Origin of the sequence: Candidatus Nitronereus thalassa (assembly GCF_032191465.1) — a bacterium.
In the GTDB taxonomy this organism is placed as follows: domain Bacteria; phylum Nitrospirota; class Nitrospiria; order Nitrospirales; family UBA8639; genus Nitronereus; species Nitronereus thalassa.
Genome location: NZ_JAQOUE010000001.1, coordinates 3,336,605 through 3,358,140, shown reverse-complemented (window position 1 = coordinate 3,358,140; position 21,536 = coordinate 3,336,605). Strand labels below are relative to the sequence as shown.

Here is a 21,536-nt window from a genome sequence, read left to right as displayed (position 1 = left end):
TCTGCTGGTAGGCCCCTTGGGCGTCGAGATAATCTTTTTCTGAAGAAATTTGTTGATCAAAGAGCCGCTTTTCCCTCTCGTAATTTGCCTTGTTCACCAACATCGTCGTTCGGGCTTGTCGGAAGGCGGACTTTTTGGAGCCCAGCTCAATGCTATCGAGTTGCGCGAGTGTTTGTCCGGGTTTCACCAGGTCACCGAGTTCGGCGATGACCTTGACGGCTTTCCCCTCAATTCGTGGACTGACATGAGTGAGCTTGTACTCATTCGGTTTAATATTGGCCGTGGCCTGAATCCCTTCTCTGACCAACCGTGGTTCAACGACGGCTGTCTGGAAGGTTTGGCCCTCAAGCGCTTCAGGAGCAACAGTGATTTCGTCGGAATGCTTTTCTCCCTCGTGTTGGTCTTCCTCGCCATGTTCATCGGACTCATGACCCTGTTCTTGTTTCCCATCTTTCCCTTCCGTGGAGGATGACGTCTGGCTCTCTTGGCACCCCACACCCGATAGCACGAATAGGATGAGCACATATTTCCACATTGAACGATTCATAAATTTTCCTCTTGCTTACGGCTGTCCCCCAACCGCTTGCGCTAAATTCGTCTCGGCTGCACGGAATTGTCCTAGAGAATCCACATACGAGAGTTGAGCAGTGATCAGACCATCTTGCACTACGATCAATTGCAATAACCCAATTTTCCCCTCCCGGTAGGCAATCTCCATAAACCGGAAATTTTCATCGATTCGATCGAGCACCTCAGCTTCAAATACCTCCACAGATTGACGAGCCGCTTGATATGCTTGAAACGCCGTTTCCACTTCTCGCTCGATATTCCGAGTGACGGCGATCACTTGGTGTCGGCTTCGATTGAGCTCTCCACCCTGTGTCACCAGTTCGCCTTGCTTCCGATCGAACAAGGGAAAGGGAATGCTGATTCCTCCGCCCACCATCTTGCTGGCACCTCCAGGCCCTTCGGTCTCCGTTTGATAAAACCCTTGAAACGTGGGATTCGGCACAATGAGCCGGCGGGTCAGATCCATGGTAGCTTCCACCCGGGCTACTTCTCTTTTTGCCGCCATAAGATCGGGCCGCTGCCCCTGTGCACGTTGGAGCAGGTCAGATAGGGGAACCGCTTTGGGAGAATTCCGGAGTTGGCCGCTCAACTCGATCGAACGATCAGGCTCCCACCCCAGCAACCGCCGGAGGTCCAGCAAGGCATTTTGGAATAAGGCTTCGGCCACGAAGGTTTCCTTGCGCGACTGGCCATAGCGAATTTCCGCCAAGTTGGATTCCATAATAGGCGCCACCCCGGCTTTGAACCGCGCCTCTGAAGCATCGCGGATACGCAGGTTTAATTTCTCGATTTCTTTTCTCAATTCGAGGCGTTTTTCCAAGGTGAGAGCTTGGAAGAAGGCCCGCATCACTTGTCCGGTGATGAGCCGTTCGCGATCCTTAATCTGAGCTTCGACTTGGGTCACATTTCGAGTGGCCGCCTCTCTTCGGAGTCCACGTTGCCCGGCAACCTCCACTTCTTGTGACAGCAGCACTTGGGAATCAGTTACATTGCCGGATCCCGGATTATTTCGGTTCCAAACCTGGCCATTCACGCTAGGATTAAACCGATTGAAGAGCTGGGCCTTCACCTCACGACCACGAGCCACTTCCAACTCTTGCCGGGCGGCCAGGAGATCGGGATTGCGCTCCAGAGCAGTTTTGACAGCTTGCCCTACTGTCAACGACTCCACAGCATCGACGGGATGACTCGGCACCGTAAACAACATGGAAAAAAGAAATAGGCGAACACAATATTTTGGCTTCATCATGACTGTCCCCAGTGACAGGAGTTTCAAAAATTCCTCTGGAAATTTTTAAGCGAGTCTTCTGACTACACCGACCGTTTATCTGGACCTTTCACCGAGAGGTTATCGAGGCCTGCTCGAATAAATTCCAGACAGAAATGAAACAAGTAGGGAGAAATATTTTTCCCCACCGGTACCATTTAAAAATTTTGAGATTTGGTCGAGTCAGAGACTCAAGACGAAATTACACGGAGAGAATGGGAGGACCGCGAGCTGAAAGGGTATTGGTTAAAACCGAAAATGGCCGTGTCGGTAGCGAGATATCAATGGCGGAAACAAGGGATAAACTCGGAGTTTCTTTTTCATTAGCAACAACCGTATCACTTGTGGGATACGACACACTGTCTTCAAGAATGGGATCTATCGAGGAATTGAGAACAGAAAAGCTGTAGGAGGAATGCTCCAAGCCATGAGAAGGGTGAATTGGGGAGTCAGTAGTTCCAAACGGTTCCCCGGCGGAAAAGGAGTCATGATGATGTTGATGATCTTCGTAGGCGCAAATGGGGGCGGTGGATAAAACTGTGTGGTAGGTTCCCCCATGAGCGTGGCCCGACATCCCATGGGCATGATCGGCTTCAGGATGGACGTGCACTAAGGGTAGAGAAACAACCCAGAGTATCAACCATGCTCTCAGAAACGTGTTAAACATTTCCAGTACCCAATATCCGTACTTTATATCTAATCGGGTTTTCCGCCTCAGTAGTTTAGACTACCACACATTGTGGAATAAAACACACAAATAAAATTCAACAAGAATGGCTGGATTTTTTGGGATCTGCCCAATCACATCTCTGCCAACTCTCCTGCACGAATTTTTTCTACCAATGTGTTCCAGGCTGTTTTATTTAGCTTGGTAAGATTTCCTTCTTCTCCAATTAAAACTTCTTCTGAACGTTGGTTGAGAACAACTTCAGGACATGCTCCACATGCTGGACATAATGAAACTCGCTTTGAGTCGCTCATCTCATGACCCTCCTTTGTTTAGGTTTACGTTGTATTTTGGGGCAAATAGCTGATCCGCTTGGTTTGAAATCCGGTGGACACTTCTGACGCATGGCACCCACGAGCTTCTTTTCGATTTCTTTCAAGTCGGCAATCTTCCGACGAAGTCCTTGAAGGCTTTGCTTGAGTGTGTGTTGCACATGGCCGCATGGACAATGTCCCCGGTCAGCCAGGTCTAAGAAGGTTTTAATATCCTTTAGCGTGAGCCCAAGGGTTTGGGCTTTCTTTATAAACATCAGACGGTCAATTATGGGGAACGCATAAGTCCGATATCCTGCTGAAGTGCGTACTGGTTGGGGAAGCAATCTTACCTCCTCATAGTATCGGATGGTTTTTATGGGTACCCCCGCCTGTTTAGCGATAGTTCCAATGAATAAAGTCTTCATATTTTTGTAGTATAAACCCTCCAGCTAAGTGGAGAGTCAAGGGCGATTTGGAAAATAATTTTCCCGAGGGTTTCGACATAGATTGAATTGGACTCCTTCATTTTTCCTTGCGGAAGCAGCGTTGCGGGAATATAATGAAAAACAATATGAGAAACTCACGAAGAATTTTAATAGTGTTTCTTGTTGGTCTCTTTCTTTCCCTCAGCTTCAATGCCTATGCTTGCCTTGTTCCGATTTATGGCGGCATGAAAGTGAGCCACGGGAGTGATTGCACCACCCCGGGGGAAGAACCAGCTTCGCAATTTTGTCAGGGGTTTAAATCCCTCGCGGTCCAATCCGGACCGGATATTTCCTCTCCAGACATTCCAAATTTGGTACTTGCTGAGAAAGTTCCTTTTTTCTTTCCCGGTTTTGTTACGAGTAGTCAATTCTTACCCATAGCTACAAGAGGGCAAGTTGTGCCCCCGAAGGATACTCTTGTCCTCATTTCAGTTTTTCGTATTTGATACCCTCCCTGTTTTTTCTTCACACCCTTAGTTTTTTGAATTAACAGTTTTTAGGACAATCTTTCTTTTGTATTGGAAAAGATTGACAAGCCTGTTTTCCACATCTCGTCCCTCCTCTTTTAAATTTCGAGATGGGCCAAGGCAGGTCCAGTTTGGAGAATGCTATGCAACGAAAAAATATTATATGGGGGCAACTCTTTTTGCTCAGCACTTTTCTGTTGGGAACCCCCGGTTTTCTTTCGGCGGAGGAACAGGACCAAAAAGCGAAGATTTTGGAGTTAAGGCCGTTGATCCAGGAAGCGCTTCAGAACAATCCAGAAGTGGCGGCGTTTCGTGAGCAACTGAAGGCGATGCAGGAACGCATTCCTCAAGCCCGCACGCTGGAAGATCCCGAGGTGAAGATCCAGCTTTGGAATACACCGGAAACCTTGGATGTCACCGGTACCCAAAGGACCATTTACGGGGTGGCTCAACGATTTCCTTTTCCAGGCGTACTGTCTCAGCAGGAGGAGGTTGCTGCCCGTGAAGCTGACCAAGCAGCGCAGCGCTTGGCCGCTAAAGAACGCGAGATCATGGCGGCCATCAAGGCCGCATACTATGATCTGTTTTATGCACACAAAGCCATTGAGATTCATCATGAGCAGATCAAGTTGCTCAAACAGTTCTTTAAAATTGCCAATGCCAAGTTTCGTGTTGGGAAAGGAACCCAGGTGGAGGTACTCCAGGCGCAGGTGGAGCTTTCAAAACTCTTTCAGCATTTACCGGTCTTGGAGCAACGCCGACAGACCGCCCAGGCCCATCTGAATACCCTTTTGAATCGCAGGGCCCAGGCTCCACTCGGCGCTCCGCGCAAGCCCGCTTCCCAGCACCCGCTCCAGACACATGAACAACTTGTGGATCAGGCTCTTCGCCTGCGGCCCGAGCTCCAAGAGATTGATCTGGCTGTCGCTCAGTTTGAATCGGCAACCAAACTGGCCCGTCTCCAGTATTACCCGAAACTGCGAGTGGAGCTGCAACGCTGGCAAAACCACAATACGGATGACGGGTTTGGAGGAAATGTCACGATGAACATCCCGTTTTCCTTTTGGACGAAACCGAAATATGACGCTGGTGTGCGGGAAGCCACCGCACGGGTGAGGGTGGCACGGTCAAAAAAACAGACGCTGGAAAACCAGACGCGGTTCCAAATTAAAGATCTCGTGGCGCAGATCGAAGCCACAGGACAAGTGGTGGAACTTTATGCGACAACGGTTCTCCCGCAAGCGAAACAAACCCTGAAAGCCGCCAATGCCGGTTATCGCACCGATCGAACCGACTTTCTGGATCTGATTGACGCGGAACGGGCCCTGATCACGTATCAACTCGAATATTTCCGGGCGCTCGTAGATCGGGAACAACAAGTGGCCGCGCTCGAACGAGTCCTCGGCGTTGAACTCTGAACAAGGAGGGGAAATCATGCACAAGTTGAAACCAAAACGGTTCATAGGGATGGTAATTGGACTCGTGATCATCGTCGTGGGAGGAGGGGTGCTTCTTCTGAAGAAGGAGGTATTGCACCAATTTCAGCCGAAGGCCGAGAGACCTTCAAACATAGCAGGACAGCCTAAGCCAACCATGCCTTCAATGGAAAGGATTGCGATGCCTGCTGGTACAGAGGTAGGACCGGCGCAGGCCTATGCCATGGTTCCACCGACGCAGCAGCAGTTGATCGGTGTCAAAACCGACATGGTCGGCAAGCAACACCTTGAAACCGCCATCCGCGCGGTGGGAAGAGTGGATTACGACGAGAAACGCATTGCCCACGTCAATCTTCGGATTTCGGGATGGGTTGAGGGTCTATTTGTGAATGAGACTGGAAAATTTGTGCGTAAAGGTCAGCCCTTGTTCACTTTGTACAGCCAAGAACTTGTCACCACGCAAGAGGAGTACTTGCTTGCCTTGAGCACACAAGACCAACTTCAGGACAGTCCCCTTCCGGAGGTCCGGGAACAAGCCGCGCAGGTGGTCGAGACAGCTCGCGACCGCTTGCGATTGTGGACCCTCACGGATGATCAGATCCGTGACCTAGCCAGCCGAGGAAAACCGCAGACCTACGTGACAATCTTTTCGCCTGTTTCGGGACATGTGATCGAGAAAAAGGTGTTTAAGGGGATGTATGTGGAACCAACGATGACCCTGTATTCGATCGCGGATCTCTCGACCGTTTGGGTTCAGGCGGAGATTTTCGAGTATGAAATGCCCTTCGTGCGCGTGAACCAAAAAGCGAACTTGACCCTTGATGCCTATCCAGGAGAAAGCTTTCATGGACAGGTTGCCTACATCTATCCCTACCTGAACAAAGAAGCACGGACCGTCAAAGTCCGTCTGGAATTCTTAAATCCCACCCTTCGGTTGAAACCCGACATGTATGGGACTGCATCGATTCAGGTCAAGCGGGGACACAAACTCGCGGTTCCGGACCAGGCAATACTCGATTCCGGCATGCGGAAAGTGGTCTTCGTCGTGCGAGGCGAAGGCATGTTTGAACCACGGCAAATCACCGTTGGCCCCAAGGTTGGGCCTTACTATGAAGTCGTCGAAGGATTGCGGGAGGGGGAGCGGATCGTGACGTCGGGGACCTTTCTCCTGGATTCTGAAAGCCAACTGATGACCTCCACGAACATGATGGGGGCCCTGGGGATGGGCGGCGTTAAGATGGAGCAGGCGGCAATGGGGGAGATGGACATGGGGGGAATGGATATGGGCGGTATGAACATGAAAATGGATATGAAGATGGACATGAAGGGTCAGGAGATGACGGCAGAGAAGCAGCCTCCCGCAGGAAGGCTTGAGAAGAAAGCCGGCGGGCTCACGTTGGTCTTTACCACCGACCCAACGCCCGCGCGGATGGGGGAAAACCGTGTTCACGTGACGGTGACCGACAAAAACGGGAAGCCTGTCACGGACGCCAAGATTCAGGTCACCTTCACCATGCCGATGCCAGGCATGATTCCAGCAACCGTTTCAATGACGCCTGGAAAACAAGGAACCTACGACGCCAAGGTGAACCTTGGCATGGCTGGACAATGGGATCTCACGGTTACGATCCAACGTCCTGGGCTACCCGAGGTCAACGCAACCTTTTCGGTGGTCGCAGGAGGTGGCGGAATGTCCGGGATGCCGGGAATGTGAGTCACGAAAATGATTGAACGAATCATCGGGTGGAGTGCACGCAACGGCTTTATTGTAGGATTACTGGTTCTCTTCCTTATGGGTTGGGGAATCTGGGTAGTGGCTCGCACTCCCCTTGATGCCTTGCCTGATCTATCGGATGTTCAGGTGATTGTGTTCACGGAGTGGCCGGGCCGAAGTCCTGATTTAGTCGAGGATCAAATCACCTATCCCATTGTCACGTCCATGTTGGGAGCCCCACAGATCAAATATGTGCGGGGACAATCCTTTCTTGGTCTCTCCTTCGTCTACATCGTGTTTCAAGATGGGACCGACATGTATTGGGCAAGAAGCCGTGTCGTGGAATACATGCAAGGCGTAACGGATAAACTCCCCGAAGGTGTCGCTCCCACACTCGGTCCCGATGCCACGGGGGTGGGCTGGGTCTTTCAATATGCCTTGGTTGATGAAAACGGCCAACACAGTTTAGCCGACCTTCGATCATTTCAAGATTGGTCTTTGCGCTATTGGTTGCAAAGCGTACCAGGAGTTTCAGAGGTGGCTTCGATTGGCGGATTCGTGAAGCAATATCAAGTGCAAGTCGATCCCGTGAAACTGCAAGGGTACGGCATTGGTCTTTCCGAGGTGATTCAAGCGGTTCGCCGCAGCAATAACGAGGTCGGCGGACGGGTGATTGAAGCCAGTGAACGGGAATACATGGTACGAGGCCGAGGTTATATTCGTTCCCTGGATGATCTCCACAACATACCCGTGGGCACAGATGGTCAGGGGACGCCGATTACCGTCCGGGATATTGCCCACGTCACTATCGGTCCGGATATGCGGCGAGGAATCGCAGAGTTGGATGGAATGGGAGAAGTCGTTGGAGGCATCGTCATCATGCGCTACGGCGAAAATGCCCTTGAAGTGATTGATCGGGTGAAACAGAAATTACAAGACATTGAGCCGTCGATTCCCGAAGGTATTCGTGTGGTCCCCGTGTACGATCGGTCTGACTTGATCCTTCGAGCTGTGGCCACATTAAAGGAAAAACTTATTGAAATTAGTGTGGTCGTCAGCCTGGTTAGCCTGGTCTTTCTCTTTCACATTCGGTCAGCCCTGGTGCCGATTCTTCTGCTACCCGTGGCCGTGTTGCTCTCGTTCATTGCGATGTATTACTTGGGGATCAGTTCGAATGTGATGTCACTTTCGGGCATCGCAATCGCGATTGGGGCCATGGTCGATGCGGTCATCGTCATGGTGGAAAATGCTCACCGGCGATTAGAAGAGTGGGACCAACAGGGTCGAATAGGTTCCCGAAATGACGTGATTATTCGGGCAGCACAAGAAGTGGGTAAGCCCCTCTTTTTTTCCTTGCTGATTATCACGGTATCCTTTCTACCTATTTTCACTTTGGAAGCACAGGAAGGGCGGCTGTTTAAGCCGCTCGCTTATACCAAAACTTTTGCCATGTTCTTTGCTGCGCTCGCCTCTATCATGGTGGCTCCGCTGTTCATGCAGTGGTTCATTCGTGGTCGGATCACACCAGAAAGCCGAAATCCGTTGAACCGATTTCTTATTTGGATCTATACCCCCATGGTGAAGATTGTTTTGCGTGTCCGATGGCTTGTGGTGGGATTAGCGATTGGAGGGATGATTCTGGTGTGGCCCATCTACGAAAAGTTGGGGTCGGAATTCATGCCTCCTCTGAACGAAGGCACGATTTTGTATATGCCCACATCGCTTCCGGGCCTGTCTGTTCAGAAAGCCAGCCAAATTCTTCAGACCCAGGATCGACTGTTAAAGGAGTTCCCCGAGGTGGATCGTGTGTTTGGGAAAATGGGTCGGGCACGTACCGCCACTGATCCAGCCCCATTAAATATGGCCGAGACCATCGTGACGCTCAAGCCTCAGGAAGCCTGGCGGCCAGGCATGACATGGGACAAGTTGATTGCCGAAATGGATCAACGGGTCAAAATGCCGGGCATGCCGAACATTTGGTGGATGCCGATTCAAACCAGAACCGAAATGCTCGCCACGGGCATCCGCAGTAGTCTGGGAATTAAAATCTTAGGGCCTGGGTTAGAGGAACTGGAACGATTGGGTTTACAGATCGAAGGCCTGCTCCAATCTCTTGAGGGAACACGCAGTGCGTATGCCGAGCGGGTCACCGGAGGATACTATTTGGACATCGATGTCAATCGCGTTTCGGCAGCCCGATACGGATTGACCGTGGCCGATGTTCAAGATGTAATTGAATCCGCCATAGGCGGAAAGAACATTACCTGGACGGTGGAAGGCCGTGAACGCTATCCCATTAATGTTCGGTACCCTCGCGAACTACGCCAAGATGTCGATGCCCTTCAACGCGTCCTTGTGATGACACCCCAAGGAGAGCAAATCCCACTTGCACAACTATCCAGCATCACTAAGACCACCGGTCCCCCATCCATTAGAGATGAAAACGGGTCCCTCGCCAGTATTGTGTTTGTTGATGTGGCTGGCCAAGATTTGGGAACCTATGTTCAGAAGGCCAAGGAGTTGGTTCAAGAACATGTGAAGCTCCCACCGGGATACTCGTTACAATGGGCAGGTCAATACCAATATCTTGAACGGGCCCAACAACAACTTCGGATTGTCATTCCCTTAACGCTCTTTCTCATTTTTGTGTTGCTGTACCTCAACTTTCGGTCCATGGCCCGATGTCTGCTGGTTCTTCTCTCAGTTCCGTTTTCCTTGGTCGGAGCGATTTGGTATTTGAATTTTCTGGGATACAATTTGAGCGTGGCCGTCTGGGTGGGGCTTATTGCCTTGGCGGGTGTGGCGGCTGAAACCGGCGTGATTATGATCATGTTTCTGGATGAAGCCTGTGCCCGGCGACAGCAAGAGAACCGGCTTCAGTCGCTCACCGATCTTCGCGATGCCGTTGTCGAGGGGGCGGTGCTACGAGTACGTCCCAAAATCATGACGGCTTCAGCCATCTTTTTAGGATTACTACCCATCATGTGGAGTCACGGCACTGGGGCAGATGTAATGAAACGGATTGCCGCTCCTATGATTGGAGGAATGGTGACCGCAACCCTTCTCACCCTCCTGGTCATTCCTGCGTTGTATGTAATGTGGAGAAAATTTGAGATAGAAAAACAGTTAAGATCACAAAAAGAAACAACATAAGACTCTCTCATTTGATATTAACGCTATTCTTCTTCCCTTTTTCTTCATAAATTACGTTCCGGAACGTTGTCCCGTTGAAGCTCCCTTTGTCATCACTGTCCCAGCCCCCTCAAAAGCTGCCACAAAACTTTTCTTTTCACATCTCTTTCTCTCCCTTTTCCTGCTGAAACAGAAAACGATTCAACCGTTTCATGAAACAACTTCCGCCTGAGTATTAGGAGAGCGGTCGTTAGGACAATGCGACGTAAGCGGTTGAACCGTAAACATTTTTAAACGAAGCACCATATTTTCGCGAATGGGCACAGATCTTGTTTTAGACCAAGTAGGAGTTCCCCCCACTCAACAGGCGATTGGGCAAATTCCATAGAGGAGGATCCCATGAAAATCGAAGTGTTGTATTTCAATGGTTGCCCATCTTTTCCCAAGGCAATGGATCAAGTGAAAAGCGTCCTTCACGAAGAGGGAATGGATGCAGCTATCGAAACTGTTCCCGTTGAAAATGGTGAGGACGCGCTGGCACATCGGTTCCTCGGGTCACCCACCATTCGAGTGAATGGTTTGGATGTGGAGGTTCAGTCGAGGGGACGAGAAGATTTTGGTTTGAAATGCCGCCTCTACGGCAGTGGGAGAAATTTAGTGGGAATACCTGACACCAATCTGATCAGGACTGCAATCAGGGAAGGCAAGATGGACTGATGAATAGCATGCGATATGTCTCTCCATTACCAACAAAAATCTGGACATCCAATGAATGTCATTAATGTAAAACAATTTCAGATGGATGTAAGAACGAATCGAGGCCGCACTTCCGTCGTTCTTAAGGGCGATTTGAATGAGAAGGCTGCATGGCAATTGCTCAAACAGTTGGAGACATTTCAACCTTCTCGGTATCCGATTTATCTGGATATTGGCGGGGTGGGAACGATGCATTGGTTTGCCGCCAATATTTTGAAGTCGGGATTTGAACACCTTCTGACAAGCAGAGGCGAGATTTTTCTCATACAAAAACGCAAAAAGCCACAGCCCATTTCCCAAGGAGACTTCCTCTCCATCAATTCATCCGCAGACGGGAAAAAGGATGAAGTGTGAAGACATGAAGTCCTTTGTGTGTAGGAAGAACAAAATGCTTTTGCGAGAAAAAATATTGCTGGGGGTGTTTGTTCTCTTCATGTGTTGGTCTCCAGCGATTCCTTCCTTTGTCTTTGGCCAGGAACCGCGAAATGTAAAGGAAGACACTTCACAGACTGCCCGTACCAAGATGGGATTACCCGAACTCATTAGACTTGCTCTTAAACAAAACCCGGGACTCAGCGCGATCAGGAAAGAAGTGGAAGTCGCAGACCAAGGAATTCTCGCTGCGAAAGGGGAACATTTTGGTCGAATTAATTTAGAGGCCTCCGATTTCACGTATGGCCCGGATAATCTCCCACTTGCTATGAAAACGTTGATTGTCGAACAGGGACGAATCGTTCGTGATGGAGCGGGAGAACACAATAACAACTTATTCAGCTTTGGCGGAACCATCTCCATCCCCCTTTACACGGGGGGCCGGATCACCAATCAAGTGAGGGTGGAAGAGCTTGGGAAAGAGCTCGCGGCCCACCGCGTAGCGCACACTCGCGATGAACTCATCTTTAACGTCGCCAGTGTGTATTACAACATTTTGAAAATTCAAGACTTCATACGCGCCACACAAAAATCCAAAGAACAATTACTGGAGTCGAAGAGAGTGGTCCACCGCCGTTTTTCCGTTGGGAAAGCAGCCAAGGTGGACGTGCTGAAAGTCAACACGCGGCTGGCTTCCGTGAAACAACTCTTGATCCGATTTCTGAATGCCCGGAAGGTCCTCCATGGTGTGCTTGAAGTTCTGCTTGGCGAAAAGGTTGGTGTATCCCGCTTCGTCGTGTCCGGAGATCTTCGGTCAACTTCCACCTCCCTCACTGAGCAATTGTCCCTGCAACAAGTCCAACAGCAAGCGCTTCATCGGCGTCCCGAGTTGCTCGTGGTCAAAAAAGAAGTCGAGATGCAGGAGAAACGAATACGCATTCGCTTTGCGGAACACCTGCCCAATATCAGTGTCAAAGGCCAAGCCCAAGGGGTGACCGGAGATAATTCCAAACTGTTTGCGCAACAATTTGCCGGGGTCTTTTTTTCGATCCCACTCTTCGCGGGTGGAACTATTGATGCCAAAGTCTCACAGGAACGGCTCCGCTTCACCAAGCTCCAACATACCTTCACTCAACTCACACTCACCATCACACAAGAAGTGCAGGCGGCCTATTTAAATATGCTTGAAGCAGAACAACGAATTGCTGCTGCCCAGGCCGCCTTAGATGAAGGTAAGGAAGTTCTCCGGATCGAAGCGCTGAAAGTTCGGGAAGGGAAAAGCATCATCGAAAATTTGCTTGATGCCCAGACGGCCCAACTCCAGGCAGAGCAGAATTTCTCTGCCGCGGTGGCGGATTATCAGATTCAGCTCATGGCGTTAAAGAAGGCCATTGGGCAAATAGAGGTATAGGGATGAACATCAAAAGCCGGTTCGAAAATATACGGGAATCCATTCAGTTTCGGGAACAAAACGACTGGTGGATAAAGGGCCGAAAGATCGTCGTGACAGGCGTCCTGTTATTCCTGATTTATTATTCCGCCACATCGGTTGCTGCCTACCTGAGCGCCCCTCGACTTGACATGACCATGAGTCCACTCGCAGGCGCAGTGGCCGTGGCTATCGTCACCGCTGAAAAACAGAAAATCGTCTCGACCGTCACGTATACCGGGACGGTTATTCCCAAATCAGTCGTCAAAGTGGTTCCTAGAATTGAAGGGTGGCTTGAGGAAATCCATGTCGATGTCGGTGATGTGGTTGAGGAAGGACAGTTGCTCATCAAATTAGATGACGAGGAGTTATCGGCAAAGTTTGCGGAACAACAGGCGCACAGGATTTTTACGGAACGAGAACATCAACGGGACGCTCGCTTGGTAAAGGAAGGAGCGATTTCCCAATCTGAAGCCGATCGGTCCTGGATGATGTTTGACGAGGCACGCGCGAAGGAACAACGAATCAAAACACTTCTTTCCTACACCGAAGTGATTTCACCAATCGATGGTCTGGTGACCAACCGCGTAAAGCTCATCAATCTTGGAGAACTGGTGAATCCCAACACACATCTCCTTGACTTAGCGGACACACGACAGATGCGAGTCCAAGTCAAGGTTGGGGAAAAAGACCTTCCACACATACAAGTTGGAACGACAACCACTGTACGCTTCCCTTCATTGCCGGTTCCTCACGATTCCATTGAAGCGAAGGTGTCTGCCGTCTTTCCGCAACTTGATCCGCGAACCAGAACCAGCACGGTGGAGATCATGGTCGAGAATCCCAAGGGCCTCCTTCGCGCGGACATGTACGCCATTGTGGATCTGGTCCTTGAACACAAATCCGATGCCCTTACGATTCCACGTCAAGCCATCTTGCGAATCGAGGGGGAAACTGTGGTGTTCACCACCGATACGGTTGTCGCCATGAAGCAGCCTGTCATGCTTGGGATGTCCAGTCGGGACTTGGTGGAAGTGGTGGAAGGGATCAACGAAGGAGACATGGTCATTACCAAAGGGTCACGAGGGCTGACGGATTTCCAAGAGGTGGCGGTGGTATCGGGCTTTTAAGCCAGGATGAAATTGAACTCTATGGACCGACAAATTCTCTCATCTAATGGCAAGCCGGTGACGTATCGAGGCATGGCATGGCTTCGAAAGCTCCCGACTCTTGCCATTGAAAAACCCATGGTGATGATCCCGGTGATTCTCCTCATGGTCATCGGCGGCATCATGACGTATGGCAGTACAGTCCGGGAACTGCAGCCGTACCTGGAAAATCCTACGGTGGGCATCATCATCACCTATCCAGGCGTGGCCGCTGAAGATATGGAAGCCTACTTTGCCCGCCCCATTGAGCAAAAAATGACGGTCCTGGATGAGATGACCTTTATCCGATCGAACTCTCAGGAAGGTCGTACCGAGGTCATCGTCGGGTTTGAATATTACTCGGACATGAACAAACACAAGGTTGAGGTGCAAACCCTGCTCTCCAATATGCTCAATGAGCTTCCTATCGATAAGGACAACACCAGCAACCCTTGGGTGGTTCAAGTAGCCAATGACAACGTCCCAATTTTAGATCTCAACATAAAACGGGAAGGCTATGACGAGGTTCGACTGCGCGAGTTTGTGGAAAACACCTTGCGGGATCGCCTCGAAGCGGTTGCTGGAGTCCAGTCAGCCATTCCCTTTGGGGGGAAACGCCGACTCATTTTGGTTGAAGCGGATCGTGACAAGCTGGCGGCCTATTCGCTGGGATTGATGGATCTCAAAAAAGCCTTAGAAGAACAGCACATCAGTCGTGCTGCTGGGAAGCTGAGAACTCCTGAGCGCGACATCCTGGTACGAGCCGATGAACGGTTTCGTGATCCCACAAAACTCAATGAGATTCCCATTGCCACCGTCAATGACCAGGTGGTGTATCTGCGCGATGTGGCCAACGTTAAAGACACTTTCTCTGAAGTGACGAGCGCCTATCACTTTAATGGAAACCCGGGCCAATTGATCCAAATCGTCAAGCAACCGGAAGCCAGCGATTACGATGTGATCGATGACATTATCGGGTCCCAAGATACCGGGATTGTCAAAACCATCAAGGAGTTCATGGGGTTGCCCACGCATCCCCGGCCCGGGTTGATGGATGAGTTCGTAAAGGAATTTCCAGGGCTGACATTTGAAGTGGCCTACAACCGAAAAGCGTTCCTGGCTACGATCATCGCCAATGCCTGGCATGAGATGATGCTCGCCTTCATCATGACCGGCATCGTGGTTTTGATTTTCATTCAGACCCTGACCCCGACCTTTATCGTCCTTGTTACTCTTCCGGCCGCCGTCGCCGCCAGTTTCATGTTTTTCCCTATGGCCGGGCAAACGATTAACACCCCGACCTTGATGGGGATTACCTTTGTCATCGGGCGATTAGTGGATGACTCGGTAGTCCTCATCGAAGTCATCAATCGGCATTTGAAGTTTGGGAAAACGCCGAAAGAAGCAGCCATCGATGGTTCACAAGAAATCCTCCTCCCGAATATTCTCTCGGCCCTCACCTTTATGATTGCGCTCACACCCAACCTCATGCTCCAGGGCACCATGGGAACCGGATTTCGCGGCATGACCTGGCCCATGATTTTTGCCATGGTGTTTTCCGCCTTTCTGTCCCTGACCCTCAATCCGATGATGGCGGCCTACCTCTACAAGTCCCATCAAGATGGAAAAGCCAATGTAATTGACCGGATCTTGAAAGTCGTTCTCTTACCATTCACCAAACTCATCGAGGGCACGGTGTGGCTATACCGGCATGTGTTGGCATTGGCTCTCGATCACAGATTGATTGTCATCGCCCTAGCCATGAGTTCGATGTTTATCGCCTACAAAATTTGGCCGACCCTGGGATGGGAGGGGATGCCTCTTCAAGATACGGCTCAAGCCGTCGGAGAAATCGAAGCCTGGCCTGGCACCTCCTTTCAAGAAACCGAAGCCATTGTCTCCCGCGTAGAGGAAATTTTACTGCAGCAACCGGAAATCCAATTGGTCTCCACCCAGATTGGTGCAGAACCGGCCTTTGGAACATATTTTTCTGGCTATGGTGTCCGAACCGTCAATCGGGCCTTTTTCAAAATCACCATGAGCAATAAAGAAGATCGTGTCTGCGAATTCTACAATCGTTGGGCGGATGACATCTTTCTCATGGACTCGCTTTTCCGGCCTTGCTCGGATTTGAGCGGACGAGACATCTGGCAAATTATGGATGGGGTCCAGAATGAAGTGCTCTCCTCCGTACCCGGAATCCGATCTTTTTGGCTCATGGAAATGGGAGCGACACCCGTCAACACCGCTCGTGCACCTGTGGAAGCGGTTATTAAAGGACCGGATCTTGAGGAACTTGCGAAGATTGGCAAAGAGGGACTGGCCGTTGCTCAACGTACCCCAGGAATTGTCCAACCCTTTACCAGTTGGTCGATGACCATGCCGCAATATCACCTCAACATCGATCGGGTCCGCGCCAAAGAATTGGGGTTGGCCGTTCCACAAATTGCCATACAAGCATACTACGCACTGAACGGCGGCATGACATCGGAATTCTTTAAACCCGAAGAGGGATATCGCCATCGGCGGCTTCTTATTCGTTACCAACCTGATCAACGACTGACCATGGATGATCTCAAACAAGTCATGTTGAAACTTCCCGATGGAGGACAGATCCCCTTGAAGGAAGTGGCCACGATTGAACTCAAAGAGGGGACTGATCTGGTCTACAAGGAAGACCTTCAATATGCCATGAGTGTACTGGGCCAATATCGGGGAGTCGGCCTCCGAATGGCGACCGCAGGAGTCATCATGGGAATCAAGACTTCAGTCACGCTTCCCAAAGGCTATACCGTTCAACCCAAGGGATTGATGCTCGACATGATGGACAACCTCTATCGGCTTTACTCCGCGTTGGCCTTGGCCATATTTATTTTGCTGTTCCTGTTGCTCCTTCAAACCCAATCCTGGGTCGCCACCATGGCCATTATGGTCGATGCGCCCTTGCAGGTCTTTGGGGCAATTTTCTTCCTGTATTGGCGTGGCATGTATTGGTCCCCGCCGGTCGTGTGGGGTTTGACGATTGCCACCGCAGCGGTTATGGCCACCGGCATCTATTTGCTCGATAAAGTCGAGCAGGAACGGGCTGAAGGAAAATCGGTACGGGATGCGATCATCAGCGGAGGCACCATTCGGCTCATTCCGGTTTTAATGACGGCGATCACGTTTGTGGCCGCGTTCATTCCCCCCATGTTCGCGCCTCCGACGGGCATGGACCGGTTTCGACCCATTGCCACCGCGTTAATTGGAGCCATCATCAGTTCGACGGCCCTCAGCCTCATCATGGTCCCTGTCACGTATTCATTGCTGGATGATGCCAAGGAATATCTTGGGAAAGTGTTTGGGGCACGTCCCGGCACTGCAAGGGGCACAGCAATGGCCCACATGGAAGGTAATGGGGATGGAATCCCGTCGCCCTTACCCGGGGAGGCTGCTTCGCTCAGAGAAACCACGGGAAACGGCGGATCTGAAACTCAGGGGGTGTCCACATGATACAGAGACGTTTTCATATTCGACACAATCAAAATCATAAAAAGCAGCTTTTTCACACGTGCGCAGTTTTGCGAATCACCCAATCACTTTACCCCACACATTAAGGAGGTTTCTGATGGTCAGAAGTATCAGGCAAAAAATCACGTTATTTCCCAAAACGACGTGGCTGCATGCCGCGCTCGGCCTTGTGCTATTCGTCGGGCTGTTTCACGGAACACATGAAACGGTCTTGGCTAAAGACTATAAGTATTCCGGGGGAGTCATTATTGAAAAACAATCCACCCTTCCTTTTCGAAGAGCGATTGCGCAGGTTCAACGCGCGATTAAGGGAGCACGGTTTATTATCGTTGGAGAACCGAATTACCAACTGATGCAACGTATGGTGGGACGGGAGCGAGCTGGAGCGAAAGGATTTTTTCTGTATCGTCCGGACCTCGGTATTCCGGTTTTTGACAAAGACCCCAAAGCCGCCATGGAGATCCCCTTGAAGATCGTCATTTGGGAAGGGTCGGATGGGAAAGGAATCATCCGATACAAGCAACCATCTTCCTTACTTGCGAATTACAAAGACCTTGGGGATTTGGGCAACGAATTAGACCAGTTGATGGTGAAGATCTCTGATGCTGGAGTGAAGTAATAAGATTTGAATTCATATTATTGTTGGATGGCAATTTAACACGAGGAGAAAGTCAATGGAAAACCTGATACACACACAGAAGATGTCATGTTTGGGGTTCCTATGCTTCATGATACTGAGTGTCGGTTTAGCCCCCCCACAAGAGGCAAAAGCTCAAGAAACCGCGATGAAGATGGTTTTTGGAGACCGGGCGATCGCCATGCCATTACCCAAGGATCGGCTTGTCGTTCGCTCAAAATATCCATACATGGATACGGTCATTCGCATAAAAGATGCGATTGAATCCAAGGATATCCTGATCGTTGGAAACATCGATCACCAAGAACTCCTCACGTTAGTCGGACTGAAGACGGGGGGAATGCTCGGGATTGAATTTTTTCACCCGCGATACGGAAAAGTTATTGCAAAGAACGATGGATCGGCAGCCTTGGAAATGCCGTTTCGTATCGTCGTGATGGAGGCCAATGATGGGAGCGTGTTGGCCACCTACTATCGCCCCTCTTCGATTCTTGCGCCCTACAAAGGTTGTGAAGGCTTGGGCCGTGAGGTCGATGGAGTGATGGATGATATTGTGGCCTCCATTACCCGATAATCGAACCATGAGTCAATCTCACGAACAATGTCTTGAACATGTATATAGACTTGGGGAGGAAGGATTATGAAAACCCGCACATCGATAGTCATAATGGGTGTCTGTGCTGTCTTAGGTTGGCCGGCATCCCTGCTGGCGGAGGCGCAACATGCTTCACCTGAACCACCGGTTGTTCAAAATTTTGATTGGCTTCCAGGGGGCGAAGAAGAGTTGTCGCATGTCAAACCAGGACAAGAGCCTCCAGGACAAGAACCGTATTACGTGACCATGCAAGTCAAGTTTGAATGTCTGTTATTTGATGGGGACTGCAGCCAATTTCAAATTCTGAAGCCTCCGATGACACAAGCCGTGCCATGGCATACCGTCGGTGGGTGTAGCATAGATGAAGCGCTCGCAGGAGAACCCATTACTGAAGGAATATTTACCTTGCGACCAGGCGAATTAACGCTCATCAAAGTCGCCTATTTTAACAACACGGATAAGCCCGTGAGGTTTCGTGGAATTCCACATTATATCGAGCCGCAAAACTTACAACCCATGACGATTATGAACTGCATGTGTCTGGGAGAAACCTATACAGTTCCACCCCATTCGGGATGGTACCGTATCATACGCCTTGGTCCGGCGTTTGATACGCCAGACGGGGCACGGGTGGTTGCGACACATGTCTTAACCAGCGATTCTTTGGTGGACTAAATGGCCCTTACATACATGAGGAGAATATCATGAAACACGCAATTGTTTTGTTGTTGTTCGCCACGAGTTTCTTGTTGGCGGGTTCCTTTTCTCCGGCCTCTTCTGAGGATCTGGTCGTGCGGCCTCATGTTCCCATGGGGCACAAATTACCCATTATTCTCCCTCCAAAAGGAGAGGCTCCGGATCCTAATGAATTCCCCCGTGAAGAAGGAAAAGTCAGCCTCCAGATCGTGTTCGAAACGGAAAAGGGGCTTGACCTTCCGATCAAGCAATTCTTGACTAGCCCACAGGACCCCAAAATGCTGTGGCAAGACCGATCCATTCCAGCTCACGAGGTTGATAAAGTGGAAGTCCCGATCATGGGTGACCTTGATACGGGGAAAGGAGCCATTACCACTCCCGTGTCTCTTCCACCAGGCTATTACTTTATTACCTTGGTCGTGGATAACCGGAAAGGGAAAGAAGATATTCAGTTTTATGTCCCCGCGCCCAACCCCAAAGACCATATCCTGCTTTCTTGGGATACCAGTTCAATCGCCATGCTCAATGTCGTAGCCAAATGTCTCTGCGCCAGTATTGTGTACACCGCGCCCAAAGGTGGAATTTGGTATCGAGTGATTGGCATCAACATCAATAAGGACATACCTGTTCCCTCACGAATGGCCTTTGTGATGACGGCCATGAAAGGACCACGGGCTTTACAGCATGATCCAAAGCCTGATGAGCCCATCAAGATCAAAATGGAGTAAGAACACCGAACTCGACTATATGCTCATGCGGAAGGAAAGAGGATTGTTTAATTTGGGAAAAGGCCGACATTTGCAGATACCCTCGATGGGATTGGCACTTATTGGCCTTACTTTACTCGTGCTTCTTGCCCCCGTTCATGGAGCAAATGGAACACCATGGGGAGAGGTGCGTGTCCAGGCCCCAGCCTTTACGCTACCAAATCTCAAAGGCCAGTCGGTCAACTTGGGCGATTATAAAGGCCAAGTGGTTCTCCTCAATTTCTGGGCCACTTGGTGCAAAGATTGTGCAAAGGAAATGCCGGAATTTGAAAAGTTGTATCAGGCGCACAAAGGGAAAGGGCTTTCTATTTTAGCCATTGCTCTTGATAAAGAAGGCCGTCCGGCTATTGAAACTTTTTTACAAAACGAACATCTTGAGTTGACTTATCCAATTCTTCTGGATCCCGAAGGACTTGTCGCCAGGAGCTATCGTCTTTCATGGGTCCCAGTTACCTTGGTAGTGGGACGAAATGGCAAGATTGTCGAAACGGTTTTGGGTGCAAAACCTTGGGGCAGCGAAGAGGTCATGAATTCATTTCAAAAATTGCTAGGAGATTCCAGGGATAAATGACTAGAAGTTGGGAAAAATCTGCCAGCGATTTTCACAGCTGAATAAAGGTTGCTGGAACTTTAAAAAAACAAAACAGGGAAGGATAGGGGACAGGCTAAAGAAAGGTGTTTGGATGATGAACGAAGACAAACTGATGTCGCAACAGCCCATATCTGAAGCTAAGAGTCCACGTGGCTTGATCATCACAAGAATGGTTGGCGCCGGGATCGCCGCGCTATGTTGCTTCACGCCGATTCTCGTAGGGCTATTGGCTGTCTTAGGCTTAGGGGCCCTCACGGGCTATTTGGACTTCGTTCTTCTCCCGGCGGCCTTGGTTTTTTTCTCTGCCTCCTTGCCTATGGCCTTGCGAAGCAACGCTCAGGTGAAACACCCTGTTGTGCCAAGCCTTCATTAAACAAAGGGAAAAAGGATGGCTAGAACAACGCCAATCCTAAGTTATTGTTCATTCTCAATACTATTTCCTTGAGGCGGAATAGGCCAGCTGCAATACGCGAATTCCCATAGGAGAGACCATGCCGAAATGTTGTGTTCCTACACATACGGGAGCCTCACCCATATGCCCAATGAATGGCAAACCCACAAAACCTGTAGGGAGAATCACGATAGAGAAACTCATTAAACCAGAGCTCAAACCGGCGTTACTACCGCACCCTTACTATTTTTGTAACGCTCCGGACTGCGATACTGTGTATGTCTCAGAAGGGGGAGACCATCTGATCACCAAAAATATGCTCACAGTGCGCGTCGGGATCAAGGAAACTGAAGATCCGATTCCGCTCTGCTATTGCTTTGAGTATGAGCGCTCAGATATCCAGGAAGATATCCGTTTAAAAAACGACACTGATATCGAAGCAAGCATAAGACAACGTGTGAAAGCCAAAGAATGTTGGTGCGAGGAAGCAAATCCGAGCGGGACCTGCTGTTTAGGAGAGGTCGCAAAAGCCATAAAGCTTGCCAAAACGTTAAAGGATCAAGGTCTCCTTTAATTGATCCGGTATTCCTG

The 21,536-nt window shown here is 50.1% G+C and carries 20 protein-coding genes and 1 pseudogene; 16 read left to right on the top strand and 5 right to left on the bottom strand.

Going from position 1 to position 21,536, the window contains the following annotated elements:
* From PPG34_RS15180 to PPG34_RS15160, 5 genes and pseudogenes are all read right to left on the bottom strand, one after another.
* Window positions 1–547: pseudogene (locus PPG34_RS15180) on the bottom strand (hypothetical protein); the annotation flags it as partial.
* A 15-nt stretch (window positions 548–562) separates the two neighbouring features.
* On the bottom strand, window positions 563–1,819 hold the full coding sequence (locus PPG34_RS15175) for a TolC family protein (RefSeq protein ID WP_313834257.1): 1,257 nt from the start codon (window positions 1,817–1,819) through the stop codon (window positions 563–565).
* Between the two features lie 220 nt (window positions 1,820–2,039).
* Window positions 2,040–2,504 carry a hypothetical protein gene (locus PPG34_RS15170; protein WP_313834256.1) on the bottom strand — a complete coding sequence of 155 codons (465 nt, stop codon included), beginning with the start codon at window positions 2,502–2,504 and terminating at the stop codon, window positions 2,040–2,042.
* 134 nt (window positions 2,505–2,638) lie between these two features.
* Entirely contained in the window at window positions 2,639–2,818 is a 180-nt protein-coding gene (locus tag PPG34_RS15165) for a hypothetical protein (RefSeq protein ID WP_313834255.1), read from the bottom strand.
* Window positions 2,815–3,243, bottom strand: coding sequence for a heavy metal-responsive transcriptional regulator (locus PPG34_RS15160; protein WP_313831144.1), 429 nt, complete (start codon window positions 3,241–3,243; stop codon window positions 2,815–2,817). Before PPG34_RS15160 ends, PPG34_RS15165 begins: the two co-directional genes overlap by 4 nt.
* A 146-nt stretch (window positions 3,244–3,389) precedes the next feature.
* Here PPG34_RS15160 and PPG34_RS15155 point away from each other — a divergent pair, with 146 nt between their 5' ends.
* From PPG34_RS15155 to PPG34_RS15080, 16 genes are all read left to right on the top strand, one after another.
* Window positions 3,390–3,749: a hypothetical protein gene (locus PPG34_RS15155; protein ID WP_313831072.1), complete on the top strand. Its 360-nt coding sequence runs from the start codon at window positions 3,390–3,392 to the stop codon at window positions 3,747–3,749.
* A gap of 164 nt (window positions 3,750–3,913) precedes the next feature.
* Window positions 3,914–5,188 (top strand): TolC family protein, encoded by a 1,275-nt coding sequence (locus tag PPG34_RS15150; protein WP_313834254.1) that lies wholly within the window; start codon window positions 3,914–3,916, stop codon window positions 5,186–5,188.
* A 16-nt stretch (window positions 5,189–5,204) separates the two neighbouring features.
* Complete coding sequence (locus tag PPG34_RS15145; RefSeq protein ID WP_313834253.1) at window positions 5,205–6,920, top strand: FixH family protein; 1,716 nt, start codon at window positions 5,205–5,207, stop codon at window positions 6,918–6,920.
* A 9-nt stretch (window positions 6,921–6,929) separates the two neighbouring features.
* The gene (locus PPG34_RS15140) at window positions 6,930–10,073 is read left to right on the top strand and encodes an efflux RND transporter permease subunit (RefSeq protein ID WP_313834252.1); all 3,144 of its coding nucleotides are present in this window, start codon (window positions 6,930–6,932) and stop codon (window positions 10,071–10,073) included.
* A gap of 378 nt (window positions 10,074–10,451) precedes the next feature.
* The gene (locus PPG34_RS15135) at window positions 10,452–10,769 is read left to right on the top strand and encodes a DF family (seleno)protein (protein ID WP_313834251.1); all 318 of its coding nucleotides are present in this window, start codon (window positions 10,452–10,454) and stop codon (window positions 10,767–10,769) included.
* Window positions 10,770–10,820: 51 nt separating this feature from the next.
* Window positions 10,821–11,162 carry a hypothetical protein gene (locus PPG34_RS15130; RefSeq protein ID WP_313834250.1) on the top strand — a complete coding sequence of 114 codons (342 nt, stop codon included), beginning with the start codon at window positions 10,821–10,823 and terminating at the stop codon, window positions 11,160–11,162.
* Between the two features lie 34 nt (window positions 11,163–11,196).
* A complete protein-coding gene (locus PPG34_RS15125) occupies window positions 11,197–12,591 on the top strand; it encodes a TolC family protein (protein ID WP_313834249.1) in 1,395 nt (464 codons plus the stop codon).
* 2 nt (window positions 12,592–12,593) lie between these two features.
* Window positions 12,594–13,739: an efflux RND transporter periplasmic adaptor subunit gene (locus PPG34_RS15120; protein ID WP_313834248.1), complete on the top strand. Its 1,146-nt coding sequence runs from the start codon at window positions 12,594–12,596 to the stop codon at window positions 13,737–13,739.
* Window positions 13,740–13,760: 21 nt separating this feature from the next.
* Entirely contained in the window at window positions 13,761–17,249 is a 3,489-nt protein-coding gene (locus tag PPG34_RS15115; protein WP_313834247.1) for an efflux RND transporter permease subunit, read from the top strand.
* 115 nt (window positions 17,250–17,364) lie between these two features.
* Window positions 17,365–17,886 (top strand): DUF302 domain-containing protein, encoded by a 522-nt coding sequence (locus PPG34_RS15110; RefSeq protein WP_313834246.1) that lies wholly within the window; start codon window positions 17,365–17,367, stop codon window positions 17,884–17,886.
* A 109-nt stretch (window positions 17,887–17,995) separates the two neighbouring features.
* The gene (locus tag PPG34_RS15105; RefSeq protein ID WP_313834245.1) at window positions 17,996–18,478 is read left to right on the top strand and encodes a DUF302 domain-containing protein; all 483 of its coding nucleotides are present in this window, start codon (window positions 17,996–17,998) and stop codon (window positions 18,476–18,478) included.
* Between the two features lie 66 nt (window positions 18,479–18,544).
* On the top strand, window positions 18,545–19,174 hold the full coding sequence (locus PPG34_RS15100; protein WP_313834244.1) for a hypothetical protein: 630 nt from the start codon (window positions 18,545–18,547) through the stop codon (window positions 19,172–19,174).
* 29 nt (window positions 19,175–19,203) lie between these two features.
* Window positions 19,204–19,923 carry a hypothetical protein gene (locus tag PPG34_RS15095; protein WP_313834243.1) on the top strand — a complete coding sequence of 240 codons (720 nt, stop codon included), beginning with the start codon at window positions 19,204–19,206 and terminating at the stop codon, window positions 19,921–19,923.
* Window positions 19,895–20,533, top strand: a complete 639-nt coding sequence (locus PPG34_RS15090) for a TlpA disulfide reductase family protein (protein ID WP_313834242.1) — start codon at window positions 19,895–19,897, stop codon at window positions 20,531–20,533. The genes PPG34_RS15095 and PPG34_RS15090 overlap by 29 nt, the downstream gene beginning before the upstream one ends.
* Before the next feature lie 112 nt (window positions 20,534–20,645).
* Complete coding sequence (merF, locus tag PPG34_RS15085; protein ID WP_313834241.1) at window positions 20,646–20,927, top strand: mercury resistance system transport protein MerF; 282 nt, start codon at window positions 20,646–20,648, stop codon at window positions 20,925–20,927.
* A 118-nt stretch (window positions 20,928–21,045) separates the two neighbouring features.
* On the top strand, window positions 21,046–21,519 hold the full coding sequence (locus PPG34_RS15080) for a putative iron-sulfur cluster-binding metallochaperone (RefSeq protein WP_313834240.1): 474 nt from the start codon (window positions 21,046–21,048) through the stop codon (window positions 21,517–21,519).
* Window positions 21,520–21,536: the final 17 nt, after the last annotated feature.

What these genes read in the sequence shown, in the direction of transcription:
- PPG34_RS15165 (WP_313834255.1), bottom strand. Translation starts at nt 2,818, where the DNA reads ATGAGCGACTCAAAGCGAGTTTCATTATGTCCAGCATGTGGAGCATGT.
- PPG34_RS15160 (WP_313831144.1), bottom strand. Translation starts at nt 3,243, where the DNA reads ATGAAGACTTTATTCATTGGAACTATCGCTAAACAGGCGGGGGTACCC.
- PPG34_RS15120 (WP_313834248.1), top strand. Translation starts at nt 12,594, where the DNA reads ATGAACATCAAAAGCCGGTTCGAAAATATACGGGAATCCATTCAGTTT.
- PPG34_RS15110 (WP_313834246.1), top strand. Translation starts at nt 17,365, where the DNA reads ATGGTCAGAAGTATCAGGCAAAAAATCACGTTATTTCCCAAAACGACG.
- PPG34_RS15155 (WP_313831072.1), top strand. Translation starts at nt 3,390, where the DNA reads ATGAGAAACTCACGAAGAATTTTAATAGTGTTTCTTGTTGGTCTCTTT.
- PPG34_RS15125 (WP_313834249.1), top strand. Translation starts at nt 11,197, where the DNA reads ATGCTTTTGCGAGAAAAAATATTGCTGGGGGTGTTTGTTCTCTTCATG.
- PPG34_RS15130 (WP_313834250.1), top strand. Translation starts at nt 10,821, where the DNA reads ATGAATGTCATTAATGTAAAACAATTTCAGATGGATGTAAGAACGAAT.
- PPG34_RS15115 (WP_313834247.1), top strand. Translation starts at nt 13,761, where the DNA reads ATGGACCGACAAATTCTCTCATCTAATGGCAAGCCGGTGACGTATCGA.
- PPG34_RS15170 (WP_313834256.1), bottom strand. Translation starts at nt 2,504, where the DNA reads ATGTTTAACACGTTTCTGAGAGCATGGTTGATACTCTGGGTTGTTTCT.
- PPG34_RS15175 (WP_313834257.1), bottom strand. Translation starts at nt 1,819, where the DNA reads ATGATGAAGCCAAAATATTGTGTTCGCCTATTTCTTTTTTCCATGTTG.
- PPG34_RS15080 (WP_313834240.1), top strand. Translation starts at nt 21,046, where the DNA reads ATGCCGAAATGTTGTGTTCCTACACATACGGGAGCCTCACCCATATGC.
- merF (WP_313834241.1), top strand. Translation starts at nt 20,646, where the DNA reads ATGATGAACGAAGACAAACTGATGTCGCAACAGCCCATATCTGAAGCT.
- PPG34_RS15150 (WP_313834254.1), top strand. Translation starts at nt 3,914, where the DNA reads ATGCAACGAAAAAATATTATATGGGGGCAACTCTTTTTGCTCAGCACT.
- PPG34_RS15090 (WP_313834242.1), top strand. Translation starts at nt 19,895, where the DNA reads ATGAGCCCATCAAGATCAAAATGGAGTAAGAACACCGAACTCGACTAT.
- PPG34_RS15095 (WP_313834243.1), top strand. Translation starts at nt 19,204, where the DNA reads ATGAAACACGCAATTGTTTTGTTGTTGTTCGCCACGAGTTTCTTGTTG.
- PPG34_RS15140 (WP_313834252.1), top strand. Translation starts at nt 6,930, where the DNA reads ATGATTGAACGAATCATCGGGTGGAGTGCACGCAACGGCTTTATTGTA.
- PPG34_RS15145 (WP_313834253.1), top strand. Translation starts at nt 5,205, where the DNA reads ATGCACAAGTTGAAACCAAAACGGTTCATAGGGATGGTAATTGGACTC.
- PPG34_RS15135 (WP_313834251.1), top strand. Translation starts at nt 10,452, where the DNA reads ATGAAAATCGAAGTGTTGTATTTCAATGGTTGCCCATCTTTTCCCAAG.
- PPG34_RS15105 (WP_313834245.1), top strand. Translation starts at nt 17,996, where the DNA reads ATGATACTGAGTGTCGGTTTAGCCCCCCCACAAGAGGCAAAAGCTCAA.
- PPG34_RS15100 (WP_313834244.1), top strand. Translation starts at nt 18,545, where the DNA reads ATGAAAACCCGCACATCGATAGTCATAATGGGTGTCTGTGCTGTCTTA.